Here is a 13,803-nt window from a genome sequence, read left to right on the forward strand (position 1 = left end):
GATCCAATTCATTGTTTTTGTTGATAACAATAGGGTTGAATAAAGTTAACCATGCCAATAATCATAACATTTTTCCTATTAAAAATCACAACTTTCACCAAAAATACAGAAACTTTCACTACTATAACAAAGTGTTGTCCTGACATGTCTTCTTTTGTTGAACAAAGACTATCCTCGTTAGCTTGTCTCCATTTCATGGAGGCTTTCCTAACAACTACTTACGTATGATGGACATTGTCCACTTCTATTAAACAAAAACTATTGGATTGAAGCGCGAATTTGCATAAAAATAGCCAGCACAAGGCTGACTATTTTTTATTCATAAACGTGTACATACGGGTCTTTATCATTCGCTTCTTTCATAATTAAAGCCTCTGGCCCATTAATAGAAGTAATGCTCACTTCGACATTTATATTATCAAACTGATTGATAAGGGCGCCCGTCAAATATTGTGTAAAGCCTATAATTTCAGCAGTACCGAAAAATTGGATTGGAATTTCAATCGTTAGCTTTTGTATTTTTTTATTTTGATAGAAGCCTGTGCCAATAACACTTGTATAGTTAGAAAAATATTTATCGACATCTTGCTTGAAGTTTTTGAAGTTATTACTAACATCTCGATAAGTATCATGTGTGTCATCTGTTGGGAACATCACATATTCTTCATCAAGAGGTTGCCAATCGCCAATATCATTTTGGCCCTCTTTTGCCACACCGTAAGTAAAATACGTACCTGGAATTATTTCGTTGCGTGCTTGCTGTTTAAACAAACCAACGACAATCGGTACATCTTTTAATTCATCACGTGTACGCATACGGGAAACAATTTCGGCCGCCATTTTTTTGCCTTGCTCTACAAGCGCAGACTCAGGAATAGGCTCCTCGTAATACTCACCATATTTTTCTTTTTGATAATAATAGATAGAATTCAAAGCGAGCCCTATTGATATACCAGCTAATTTCACCTTATTATCATCTGTTTTCTTTAAATAATTTTGCTCCACAATATGAGATAAATAAATAGGCGCTTTCGTTGCTCGCTCTTCTGCTGTCATCGCATCAGTAGTTGGTGGGTTTAAACCATCCTCTGTTTGCGAGCTACGTGCTAACCAAGAACTTACTGTGCTTTCAGCTAAATATTGTCCTTCTTGGAAATAGTAGTTTTCTGTGTCAAACTCATTTTGAGAAAGGCGCATTAATCCTGTTTCTACTTCCTTCATATCATATTTCGTGTAAATATTCGAAACGACTAACCCACGGCTTGCACTTTCTTTATATGGTATTAGTGTTTTATAGAAAGATTCATCAATCTGTAGACTTGGAATAATTGTTGTTTCCGCTTTTTCCTGTTGCGTTTCCTGTGTAAGCTCTGTCTCCTTCTTGTTCGAAGGCACACAGCCGACTAGCATTGCAGCAGCTACAATTGCTGGAATGAGTCGAAATGACTTCATTATTTTAGTACCCCTTTACTCATTATCAGATTCGTCTTTGGCGACTGTTCTATTACGCTTACGTAGCGCAAATATCTGACAGTGCTTATCTTTTACTTATTGTTTAAGTTAGTTGCTCAATTAGGTCGTCCTCGTTCCAAACTTCAATGCCTAATTGTTGTGCCTTTGTCAGTTTAGATCCTGCATCCGAACCAGCTATAACAAGATCCGTTTTTTTACTGACACTTCCTGTGACAATTCCACCTAACTCTTCTATTTTCGCCTTTGCATCGTTCCGTGTCAATTGCTCAAGTTTACCAGTTAGTACGATTGTCTTCCCTGCAAACGGATTGTCACCTACGACGACCTCTACTTTTTTGCCTTTATATGTCATATTGACACCCGCTTCAGCAAGACGCTTAATAACGGCACGTGCATCTTCATTGGCAAAATATTCAACGAGTGAAGATGCCATTTTATCGCCAATTTCATGAATGGCTACGAGCTGCTCCTCAGTTGCAGCCATTACGCCTTCCATCGTCTCAAATTCTTCTGAGACAATCTTCGCCGCCTTCTCGCCAACATGTCGTATACCTAAACCAATAAGTAGACGTTCCATCGAATTATCCTTCGATGCTTGAATAGCATTCACTAAGTTTGTAGCTGATTTTTCGCCCATACGCTCTAGCTCAACTAATTGCTCCACTGTTAACTGATATAAATCAGATACATCATGAATTAAATCTGCAAGCAATAGCTGCTCAACAACCTTTTCACCAAGTCCATCAATGTTCATGGCGTTACGGGAGACAAAGTATTTAATGCTCTCGGCAATTTGTGCAAAACATGCTGGATTTACACAGCGCAAGGCTACTTCTCCCTCAATTCGAATAAGCTCACTATCGCAAACAGGGCAATTTGCTGGCATTTCAAAAGGAATTGAGTCCTCTGGGCGTTGTTCTAGTAATACACCGACTACTTGTGGGATAATGTCGCCTGCTTTTCGGATAATGACCGTATCCCCAATTCGAATATCTTTATCACGAATTAAATCTTCATTGTGTAAAGATGCTCGTTGCACAGTTGTACCCGCTACTTGTACAGGTGCTAAAATTGCCGTTGGTGTCACGACGCCAGTTCGACCTACTGTTAAATCGATATTAAGCAATGTCGTTACAACTTCCTCTGCGGGGAATTTGTAGGCAATTGCCCAGCGTGGACTTTTTGCTGTATAGCCGAGTTCATCTTGCTGCGCAAAACGATCGACCTTAATTACGATACCATCTATTTCATAGGCTAAATTCGGACGATTTTCTGTCCATGTTTCGATAAAAGTTAATACTTCCTCGATTGACGCACAGCGTTGACGTTCTTTATTTGATGGGAAGCCAAGTCCTTCTAAATAATCTAGCATCTCGCCATGCCCATCAATACCGTACGCCTCACCATCTCCTCCAATTGCATAAATGAAGGTTGATAGTTGACGACTTGCGGCAATTTTCGGATCTAATTGACGTAATGAGCCAGCAGCGGCATTTCGAGGATTCGCAAATAGTTCTTCACCGTTTTCAGCACGCTGTGTATTCAATTTTTCAAATGACTTTTTAGGCATATATGCTTCGCCACGCACTTCAATCGTAATTGGCTCTTTTAATCGAAGTGGTACAGCACGAATTGTTTTTAAATTCGCTGTTATATCCTCACCAACTACGCCATCACCACGTGTTGCGCCTTGGACAAAAACACCATTCTCATATTTTAGGGAAATGGCAAGACCATCAATTTTCAGTTCACATACATACGAAAAGTGATCACCGATTGCTTGACGAATTTTTCGGTCAAACTCACGTAAGCCCGCTTCATCAAATGCGTTGGACAGACTTAGCATCGGATAATCATGCGTCACTTTTTTAAATCCCTCAATGACAGCACCGCCAACACGCTGTGTCGGTGAATCAGGATAAATCAGTGAAGGATTGGCCTCTTCTAATGCAATGAGCTCATGTAATAGTTGATCATATACACTATCTGCCACAAGAGGATTATCTAACACGTAATACGCATGCCCATATTCATGCAATAATTTATTTAACTCCGCTATGCGCTGTTCAATTTCGTTCATTTAAGTTCCTCCGCTTACGCTTTTTCAATAGGTGCAAATTGAGCTAATAATCGCTTAATACCAATTGGTTGTGGAAAAGCGATATCAAGTTCTGTACTATCACCCTCACCTTTTACGCTTACAACCATACCTGTTCCCCATTTTTTATGAACCGCTTTATCTCCAGCTTTCCAACCAAACTGGTCACCTCCAGTTGCTTGCAGGCGTGCTGTTGCTGGTTGTGTATGCTGTTGCGCGCCAAGTGTACGTTTTTGATAACCACTTGCCGAACGATTACTTGATGCAAACGGTACTTCAGGTCTCGTACCACCTTTGGAGATGGACTCTAAAATGTCCTCTGAAATTTCACGTAAGAAACGGGAAGCATTGTTAAAGCTTGAACGACCAAAAATCGTTCGAGATTGTGCACATGTTAAATACAACCGTTCCTCTGCTCGCGTTATGCCGACATAAGCAAGGCGCCTTTCCTCTTCCATTTCATCATTATCATCTAAAGAACGAGAATGCGGGAAAATATTTTCTTCCATACCAATAATGAATACAACAGGGAACTCTAATCCTTTAGCGGCATGCATCGTCATTAAAATGATATTGCCTTTAGATGCATCTTCCTTATCAAGCGCATCAATATCTGCAATTAGTGCTAAATCAGTTAAGAAGGCAATTAAGCTCTTATCTTCACTACGTTCTTCAAATGATTTTGTCACAGATAAAAATTCTTCAATATTTTCTAAACGACTTTCCGCTTCAATGCTCTTTTCGTTTTGTAACATTGCTCGATAGCCTGATTTCTCTATTACTTGCTCTACGATTTCCGTAACGGACAAGTAATTTTGCATTTCAGTAAAGCCTTTAATCATTGCATAAAAATGTTCTGCTGAAGCAGCAGCTTTCCCTGTTAATCCCATAAACACGAGATCATTCATCGCATCAAAAATAGAGCGATCCTGATCGATTGCATAGCGCGCCATTTTTTCAAATGAGGTAGCACCAATACTTCGCTTCGGTTCATTAATAATACGCGCAAGTGATAAATCATCATCATTGTTCGCAATGAGACGTAAATAAGCTAATAAATCTTTAATTTCTTTGCGGTCATAGAACTTTGTACCACCGACAATTTGATAAGCCATATTGGACTTAACTAACACTTCCTCCATTACACGAGACTGTGCATTCGTACGATACAAAATGGCAAAGTCATCGAATGAACGATTATCTTTTTCCATCAGCTGTTGGATTGTTTGTACGACAAACTGAGCTTCTTCCTGCTCATTATAAGCCTTGTACAAAGCAATTTTTTCACCATGTGCGTTTTCTGTGCGCAGCTCTTTTGGGTAACGGCTTGTGTTATGTTGAATGACGTCATTCGCAGCTTGAAGGATGCGTTTTGTTGAGCGGTAATTTTGCTCTAGCATAATAACCTTTGCATTTGGATAATCCTTTTCAAAGGACAGGATATTCCCAATATCCGCTCCGCGCCAACGATAAATGGATTGGTCTGAATCCCCTACTACGCAAATATTTTTGAATTTCTTCGCAAGTAATTGCACAAGTAAGTATTGGGATTTATTTGTATCTTGGTATTCATCAACATGGATATATTGAAATTTATTTTGATAAAATTCAAGTACTTCTGGTACTCGCTTAAATAAAGTAATCGTCGTCATTATCAAATCATCAAAATCAAGTGATTGATTGCGTCGTAATCTTTTTTCATATCCTTTATAAACACGCGCTACCGTTTTTTCATATGGATTATTTTCATTTATTTGCCCTGCATATTCATCTGCAGTTATACATTCATTTTTTGCTGAACTAATAGCATTTAAGATTGCACGTGGTTCAAAACGCTTAGGGTCAATATTTTCATCCTTCAAGACATTCTTTATGACAGAAAGTTGGTCAGTAGAATCTAAAATCGAGAAGTTGCGCGAGATACCCAGCTGCTCAATATTGCGTCGTAAAATGCGTACACACATCGAGTGAAATGTTGATACCCACATGCTGTCGCCTGTTCCATTTCCGAGAATACCATCTATACGCTCGCGCATTTCACGAGCTGCTTTATTCGTGAACGTAATGGCTAAAATTTTCGATGGGTATACTTCTTTTTCTATGATTAAATACGCAATACGATGCGTTAATACTCTTGTTTTTCCCGAACCAGCACCTGCCATAATAAGTAATGGCCCTTCTGTTGTTTTCACTGCTTTTTCTTGTTCAGGGTTCATTCCTACTAATAAATTTTTTGTTAAATGCTCCATTTTGCACCACCTTACAAACGTTTGTTCTTAATTATATCGCATTTTTAACTGCCTTAACAGTCGCAAGCGCAGCTTTTAAATCTTCATAAATAATATTCCCTACAACGACAGTATCGGCATACTGTGCCATTTCCAAGGCTTGCTTAGTAGAAGTAATACCGCCACCATAAAATAGTTTCGTTTTTTGCAATTCATTTTTTACAGCACGTACCATTTCAATATCACCATATTGACCACTATATTCTAAATAAAATACAGGTAACTTAAAGAAGTTTTCAGCCATGCGTGCATAGGCAACCACATCATCTACTGATAAATCTGTCTTTGCTTGTGTTACTTCTGCAACTTTACAATTTGGATTTAAAATGCAATACCCTTCAGCGACTAACTCATCCCACACCATAATATCGCCATATTCTTTGATTGCCTCATGGTGTAAATTTTTAATCCATTTCGGGTCATCACTATTTAATACTGTTGGAATGAAATAATAGTCATAGCCTGGCGTTACGGCATCAATCGTAGAGATTTCCAGCGCTATCGGCACTTCAAAACGGCGTACGCGGACAAGTAAATCTAATACGCCATCTAATGTTACCCCATCTGTTCCGCCTACTAAAATTACATCTGTTCCAGATTCACAAATTTTTTCTAATGCTTCATCTGATATTTCCTTTGCTGGATCTAATTTGAACACATGTCTCCACTGTAAATAATCCATCTATTTTACCACCTATCTTTTTCTATCTATCCGTTTACAAGTATAGCTTATGACTCTCTACAAAAGAATGAAAAAGACTGAGCAGAAACTCTACCCAGCCTCATACTTACTATTCTTTTGGCGCTTGAAATGGCTTTTCATCTGGATACAAACGACCTAACATTTCATCATATGTATCATTTCCATAATCAAAGCATCGACGTACACGAGAAATCGTTGCCGTACTTGCCCCTGTCTCCTTTTTAATGGATTCATAGGTTTTCTTTAAACGTAATAAATGTGCTACCTCAAATCGTTGTGCTAGCGATTGTATCTCACTAATCGTACATAAATCATCAAAAAATTTATAGCATTCTTCAATGTCTTTCAGTTCTAATACTGCTTTAAATAACTGATCTGTTTGATGCCCTCGAATTTTTTCGATTTGCATGCGGTTTTCCTCCCTCTTAAGGCTGCGTTTTCACCATTGCTTGTAACCCTGGTGAAGCTGGTACGAAATGAACCCATGACTTTCCTGGAACTAGCTTCACAAGCTCGCCAGTCTCTTCGACAGCCATTGGTAATCCATCGATATTAGCCCATTTCACTTCTCTTAAATAACCATTTTGAAATACATACGCATTTCCACCAGAGGTTAAATCAATATCTTGGCGGCCAACATCATCAATTGTTTGGTGCTTCATTTCAAAAAATAAAACATTTGCAACTGTTAATGCTTCACCTGTCAACATATCCTTTGTTTCTACGCCTGCCGATTGTCGTCCATAACGATTTGTTTGATGATCATATACATACGTGTTGTGGAAAGAATTACTATTCCCATAGTAAATGTCAACTTGACTTGTTTCAACGCCTATTTTACCACGTTCATCGGGTTCATAAAAAGCCTGATGTACTTTTTCACTGTAATTCATTGAAGCGCCTACTTTTTCAGCACCATTTAATATATTTTCAGAAGTTATATAGGAGTTATGTGGCGCTACTCGATCATTAGAACGTTTAAATAGTGTGCCATCATAGTTCATACCATTAATATTATCAACGACATTATTGCTTAGCATCGTTTTAGCCTCTGGACTGTAGCCGTGTGCTACATAAAATGCATCAAAGCCTTTTGCCATATCAATAAAGTAAGAACGTGCACTTCGTACTGGCCCAATATTTTCTGGTAATTCGCTTTGATAGACTGCTAGTAAACGAGTAACATTTCCTTCCGCTAACATTTCGTAAATCATATCTGCCGCTGCCAATCCTGATTGAGGTCGAGCTGCAGGATGATTGTTAACAGTCACAATAATTGGTCGCTGTGTCACTTCTTCTGTAACAGCCTCTCCCGTTAATGGTGCCAAAATTGTCTCTTCCTTCACAGGCTCCTCAATAGCTGGTTCATCCTCTATTTTGGATATATCTTCTTCTGGTTCAGAGGCATCTTTAGAACATCCGCCGATAAACAAGGCGCTAAATGCTAAGCCAACTAATAGTTTCTTTGATTTCAACACTTGCATTACTCTCCTTTAGTCAATACCGCCTTGATGTAAAAGTGTATGCTGTTGCTCTGGCGCTAATAAAAAATATGCTACTAAACCTAACGCATAACTGCAGGTAATAATAATTTATTCTTCATTACATCGAAAATTCCTTTCGGTGTAATTCGAATATATGGTAAATGCGTAGATTGTAAAAACAGTAAAGTATAAATGGCGTCGCCTAAACGATAGCCTCGTTCTGCTAATGCTTGCTTTAAGGCAAGCTCTTTTACTGTAAGCTCCTCCATATCTCCTTGATATAGAAGACCACCAATTGTAAGTGGAATGGATGCTACTACTTCTCCTTTTTCTACAAGGACAATACCTCCACCCAATGCCTTCATCTCTTCAAACGCTTTAAGCATATCGTCTTTATTTTTCCCGATGAGCAAAATATCTCCTGTGTTTGAATAGGACGATGCAAAGCCTTGAACATTTGTTGCAAATCCTTTAATCATCGTATTAACATGCCAGTTACCACTTCGGTTAATGAGCATTAAATAACTTTCATCATGGCTTGCAAGCTGCCCTTCTCTAGTGATTAACGAATTATAAGGCTTGGTAATAACATCGTTTACTAATTCAATTCCAAAAGGCATTGAAAATTGGAAGTCGTGGGAAGTTAGTGAAAAATCCAAATTAAATGATGGAATTGCTTTATAATCAATTGCATTAAAGCGATGCACTCGTTCGCCATCACGTTTTAACCATACGCCTTTTGACAGTACACTTTCTGGAACTGGATGCCATTCATCTTGTAAAATATTTAGAGAGGCAAAGCGACCAGTCGCAATAAAGCCATGTAAGTTTGACATATTGTAATAACGCGCTACATTATATGATGCCATTTGGTAGGCATCGATTGGTGCTACGCCTGCATCTAAAGCGACTTGAATACATTTATCCATTACGCCATCTTGATGGAATGAAGGTGTTGAGCCATCCGTTGTCATCATTAAATGGTCGAAAATAGGTAGTTGTTTTTCTACGATTCCTTTTAATAGATTCGGTAAATCAGGACGAATCGAAGAATGACGAAGCGTTACTGCAAATCCTTGCATAATCCGTCTTTCTACTTCTTCCACTGTCATCGCTTCATGGTCGCCATCTGCACCAAGTAATTTCATACGCGCTAAAGTGCGTTCTGAAGCACCAGGGAAATGGCCTTCAATTTTTTTGCCATGTGCCTTAGCCATTTGCATGCGATATAGCATTAAATCATCACCATGCAACAATTTAGGCCAACCAGTTAGCTCGCCACCTAACAGTACATCATCACGTTGTAACCATTCTAAAATAGACGTATTTGAAAAAATCTCTTCTTCCTGTTCCATTTCAGTCTGTGAGTCAAAACGCGTCCACCAATAAAAAGAGAACGGTAATTTCTTTAGCTCATCTAATATTGAAAACGCTTTCTTGTTCTCTAAAGATAATACAAAACTTAAATTATCAGAGATAAAAGTGGTCGTACCTAGTTGCCCACAAAAATCAGCAAAGGACTGTGGATGGTACAACTGGAACGGATGAACATGAGGTTCAATATAACCTGGAACAATCGTTTTATGTGTACAATCAATAATTTCTGTGCCTTCGGTTAAAGGAGGCATTCTTTCCCCCGCATAAACAATACGGTCTCCCAAAATCCATATATTACCTATCACCCATTGCTTTAACATGCTATGTAAATAACGCGCATTTTTTAAGACAATACTAGGCGATTTTTTGCCATCTATAACAGCTATATGTTGACGCAATTGCGAAATTCTCCATGTCGGATCCATGTATATCGCTCCTTCCTAATTTGCGTAAAATTTCATTGTGTAAATCCTACTTGAATTCACATACTACTATTGCATAAACGCTTATTTGATTTCATTGCGTCTTTTGCATGATGATTCGCATTTTGAATAGGACTCGTTAATTGACGCCTTTCAAAATCCGTGCCTTATATCCTCTTTTATTTTATCTACTAAAAGAGGATAAAATAATGCTGCTTTATGCAATCATCTTGTTTCAATCGTAACACAGCACTTTCATAAAGCAAAGTGCACCCCGCTTTATTTTTTCCACTATGACTAAAGGAGGAAATTATATGATGCAACAAGCTAATCTAAGTGATAAAAATGCCTTTTGCCGCTTTGCCCTTGGGACAAGTATGACGGCATTCGGTATCGCTAAGGTATCTAGAAATCCTAGCTGTATGAAAGGACGACTTATGATTGCATTAGGAGCCATGAAAATGGCTGAAGGTATTTTTAAGTATTGTCCTTCAAAGGCAATGTTGAGCACAAATGTGGAAAGTGCCATGAATACCTCTATGCAAAGTATGTTCAGTGGACAAAATTCTATGTCTTCAGGACAGAATTCTATGTCTTCTGAGCAAAATCCTATGTCTTCTGAACAAATCAATAAGCTAATGAAGGATTTCTCCTCTGCTATTACTGGAAATGCGTCAGATATGACAGCAAGTTTTAATGCTTCTGACACCAGCACATCAACACAAAATTCCTCGGACAGTAAAAATTCTACAAATAAAGCACAAAATCCTTCTTAGTCAAAGAAGCCGTCTCAATCCACATGAGACGGCTCCTTACTTTTTTAGAGAAACGATATGTCTATGAAAAATAATTTCTTCAGGTAAAATTGTTATTTAAATGTACGCCAGCCGATATCTTTACGGTAGAAGAAGTTATCCCATTCAGCTGTTGCGATACCAGCATAAACCTTTTCTTGTGCTTCTTGTAATGTCGATGCTTTGGCAGCGACTAGTAAAACTCGTCCGCCATTCCCTACAAACTTTTCATCTACTAGCTTCGTACCTGCATGGTAGACTGCATGTGAAGCAGATAATGCTTCTAAGTTCGGTAAAGCATTTCCTTTTACTACATCACCAGGATAGCCTTCAGCAGCAATAACAACACCTAACATAGCGTCGTTTGACCATTGCAAATCAAATGGTTTTTCATCCATTAATGCGCTCATAAATGCACCAAAGTCAGATTGCATACGTGGTAATACGACCTGTGTTTCTGGGTCACCAAAACGAGCATTGAACTCAATTACTTTAGGTCCGCTCTTCGTTAAAATAAGACCTGCATATAAAATACCCGTAAATGATACCCCATCTGCTTCCATCCCTTTAATAGTAGGTTCAACGACTGTTTGATATGCTACATCAACTACATCCTGTGAAATTTGTGGTACAGGTGAATATGCACCCATTCCCCCTGTATTTGGTCCTTTATCGCCGTCATATGCACGTTTATGATCTTGGGCAATAACCATTGGATAAATTTGACCCTTATGGACAAAGGACATAAAGGAGAACTCTTCACCATCAAGGAATTCTTCAATGACAACACGAGATGAAGACTCACCGAAACGTTGATTACCAATCATATCTTGCACTGCTTCAATCGCTTCTGCTTCTGTCATCGCTACAACAACACCTTTACCAGCTGCTAAGCCATCTGCTTTTACAACGATTGGTGCTCCCTGTGCTTGAATATAGTGAATTGCTTCTTCCGCTTCTGTGAACGTTGCATGTGCTGCTGTTGGGATATTATATTTATTCATAATATCTTTTGCATATGATTTGCTACTTTCAATTTGCGCTGCTGCCTTTGTCGGACCAAATGCTCGTAGACCACGTTGAGTAAAGAAATCTACGATGCCTTCTGCCAGTGGTTGCTCTGGACCAACAAATGTTAAATCTATTGCATTTTCTTTTGCAAATTGTACAAGACCTGCAAAGTCCATTGTATCAATTGCTACAACCTCTACATCTTGTCGCATACCGTCATTGCCTGGTGCAACGAATACTTTCTCGACGGACGGAGAAATGCTAAATTGTTTGGCAATTGCATGCTCACGACCGCCACTTCCTATAACTAATACGTTCATAATTAGTGAATCCTCCTCTTTAAGAGTAAAGGCTGTCTTCTATGTCGCTCTATCATCTTTCTAGCAAAGCCCACTTCGCTTTCCACTGCATAGCACTTGCCAATAGCTAGTTTAATCGACATTTACGTGGATATGAAAAATAGCATACTAGAAACACGTCCAGTATACTATTTTCCCTATTAGGACAGACCTTTTTTCTTTTGATTTGTTTATAATTGCAAATTCAATATTAATGCTTGAAGTGACGTACGCCTGTAAATACCATTGCAATTCCGTATTCATTTGCTTTATCGATCGAATCTTGGTCTTTAATAGAGCCACCTGGTTGAATTATTGCAGTAATACCTGCCGCGTGTGCAGCTTCTACAGTATCACTCATAGGGAAGAATGCATCCGATGCTAGAGATGCACCTTTCGCCTTATCACCCGCTTGCTCAAAGGCGATTTTCGCCGCACCTACGCGGTTCATTTGGCCAGCACCAACACCTAATGTCATGTGCGAATCCGTTACAACAATTGCATTGGATTTCACATGTTTCACTACAGACCATCCAAGCTGTAATGCTTCCCATTCTTCCTCAGTCGGTTCTCTGTCTGTCACTACTTTAATGTCAGCGTCTGCAAAGCCGTAGCTGTCTGGCTCTTGTACTAGTAAACCACCTTCAACAGAGACAACGTTAAATTGGTCTTTTTTAGCTTGCTCAAATGGAATTGTTAATAAACGAATGTTTTTCTTCTGTGTTAAAATGGCTAATGCTTCTTGAGAGAAAGCAGGTGCAATAATAATTTCTAAGAAAATATGACTTAGCTTTTCTGCTGTTGCCGCATCTACTTCCATATTTAATGCAATAATGCCACCAAAGATAGACGTAGAATCTGCTGCATATGCTTTGTCAAAAGCTTCTTCTAGTGTTACGCCTGTACCAACACCACAAGGATTCATATGTTTCACCGCAACAGCTGCAGGCATTTCGAACTCTTTTACGATTTGAAGTGCTGCGTTCCCATCTTGGATGTTATTATATGATAATTCTTTCCCATGTAATTGCGTTGCGTACGCTAAAGAGAAATCAGAACCGAGACGTTTTTGATAAAATGCTGCTTTTTGATGAGGATTTTCGCCATAACGTAAATTTTGTTTTAACTCGTAAGTAAGCGTTAAGCTTTCAGGGAATGCTTCTTCAGTTAAATGATTCGAAATATACGAATCATAAGCTGCCGTGTGACGGAAAACTTTTGCAGCTAGCTTACGACGTGTTTCAATCGTTGTCGCGCCAGTTGCTTTCAATTCTTCTAATACAGTTGCATAGTCATTGCTATCTACAATAACTGTTACGTATTGATGGTTTTTAGCAGCAGAACGTAGCATAGTCGGTCCACCAATATCAATATTTTCGATGGCATCATCCCATGTTACATTAGGCTTTGAAATTGTTTCAACGAACGGATAAAGATTAACACACACAATTTCAATTGGTTCAATGCCGTGCTCGTTCATTTGTGCTTGATGTGAAGCATCATCAAATTTCCCTAATAGTCCACCGTGAATCATTGGATTTAACGTTTTCACACGACCATCTAAAATTTCTGGGAATTTTGTTACTTCATCCACTGCTGTTACTGCGACATCATTGTCCTGTAACATTTTTTTTGTACCACCAGTTGATAAAATTTCATAACCTAATGCCACTAATTCTTTTGCAAATTCTAAAATACCATCTTTATTGGAAACACTGATTAATGCACGTTTTGTCACAACGAAATCCTCCTAATTTGTCTCGTGTTTAGCCACGAAAATATCTAGCCAACTTGATTTAGCGGAGTTAGGTGCAA

Annotated in this window: 11 protein-coding genes; 1 reads left to right on the forward strand and 10 read right to left on the reverse strand. The window is 38.7% G+C overall.

Features of this window, described 5'->3' with window-relative positions:
- Window positions 1–8: 8 nt before the first annotated feature.
- The 8 genes from FH508_RS21050 to FH508_RS21085 form a co-directional block, all read right to left on the reverse strand.
- Window positions 9–197 (reverse strand): hypothetical protein, encoded by a 189-nt coding sequence (locus FH508_RS21050; RefSeq protein WP_173479642.1) that lies wholly within the window; start codon window positions 195–197, stop codon window positions 9–11.
- 118 nt (window positions 198–315) lie between these two features.
- The gene (locus FH508_RS21055; protein WP_173479643.1) at window positions 316–1,452 is read right to left on the reverse strand and encodes a CamS family sex pheromone protein; all 1,137 of its coding nucleotides are present in this window, start codon (window positions 1,450–1,452) and stop codon (window positions 316–318) included.
- Between the two features lie 103 nt (window positions 1,453–1,555).
- Entirely contained in the window at window positions 1,556–3,553 is a 1,998-nt protein-coding gene (gene ligA, locus FH508_RS21060) for an NAD-dependent DNA ligase LigA (RefSeq protein WP_173479644.1), read from the reverse strand.
- Window positions 3,554–3,567: 14 nt separating this feature from the next.
- Complete coding sequence (gene pcrA, locus FH508_RS21065; RefSeq protein WP_173479645.1) at window positions 3,568–5,820, reverse strand: DNA helicase PcrA; 2,253 nt, start codon at window positions 5,818–5,820, stop codon at window positions 3,568–3,570.
- 31 nt (window positions 5,821–5,851) lie between these two features.
- Complete coding sequence (locus FH508_RS21070) at window positions 5,852–6,541, reverse strand: heptaprenylglyceryl phosphate synthase (RefSeq protein ID WP_173479646.1); 690 nt, start codon at window positions 6,539–6,541, stop codon at window positions 5,852–5,854.
- Window positions 6,542–6,650: 109 nt separating this feature from the next.
- Window positions 6,651–6,971, reverse strand: a complete 321-nt coding sequence (locus tag FH508_RS21075) for a YerC/YecD family TrpR-related protein (protein ID WP_004225717.1) — start codon at window positions 6,969–6,971, stop codon at window positions 6,651–6,653.
- A 16-nt stretch (window positions 6,972–6,987) separates the two neighbouring features.
- On the reverse strand, window positions 6,988–8,040 hold the full coding sequence (locus FH508_RS21080) for a DUF3048 domain-containing protein (RefSeq protein WP_173479647.1): 1,053 nt from the start codon (window positions 8,038–8,040) through the stop codon (window positions 6,988–6,990).
- 86 nt (window positions 8,041–8,126) lie between these two features.
- Window positions 8,127–9,848 carry an adenine deaminase C-terminal domain-containing protein gene (locus tag FH508_RS21085; protein WP_173479648.1) on the reverse strand — a complete coding sequence of 574 codons (1,722 nt, stop codon included), beginning with the start codon at window positions 9,846–9,848 and terminating at the stop codon, window positions 8,127–8,129.
- 311 nt (window positions 9,849–10,159) lie between these two features.
- Here FH508_RS21085 and FH508_RS21090 point away from each other — a divergent pair, with 311 nt between their 5' ends.
- Complete coding sequence (locus FH508_RS21090; protein ID WP_173479649.1) at window positions 10,160–10,621, forward strand: YgaP-like transmembrane domain; 462 nt, start codon at window positions 10,160–10,162, stop codon at window positions 10,619–10,621.
- 92 nt (window positions 10,622–10,713) lie between these two features.
- On the opposite strand, the gene purD is transcribed toward FH508_RS21090, so the two are convergent.
- Window positions 10,714–11,970, reverse strand: a complete 1,257-nt coding sequence (gene purD, locus FH508_RS21095) for a phosphoribosylamine--glycine ligase (RefSeq protein WP_173479650.1) — start codon at window positions 11,968–11,970, stop codon at window positions 10,714–10,716.
- 229 nt (window positions 11,971–12,199) lie between these two features.
- Window positions 12,200–13,726, reverse strand: a complete 1,527-nt coding sequence (purH, locus tag FH508_RS21100; protein WP_173479651.1) for a bifunctional phosphoribosylaminoimidazolecarboxamide formyltransferase/IMP cyclohydrolase — start codon at window positions 13,724–13,726, stop codon at window positions 12,200–12,202.
- Between the last annotated feature and the right edge of the window lie 77 nt (window positions 13,727–13,803).

It is taken from the genome of Lysinibacillus sp. CD3-6 (assembly GCF_006351725.2).
Classification (GTDB): Bacteria; Bacillota; Bacilli; order Bacillales_A; family Planococcaceae; genus Lysinibacillus.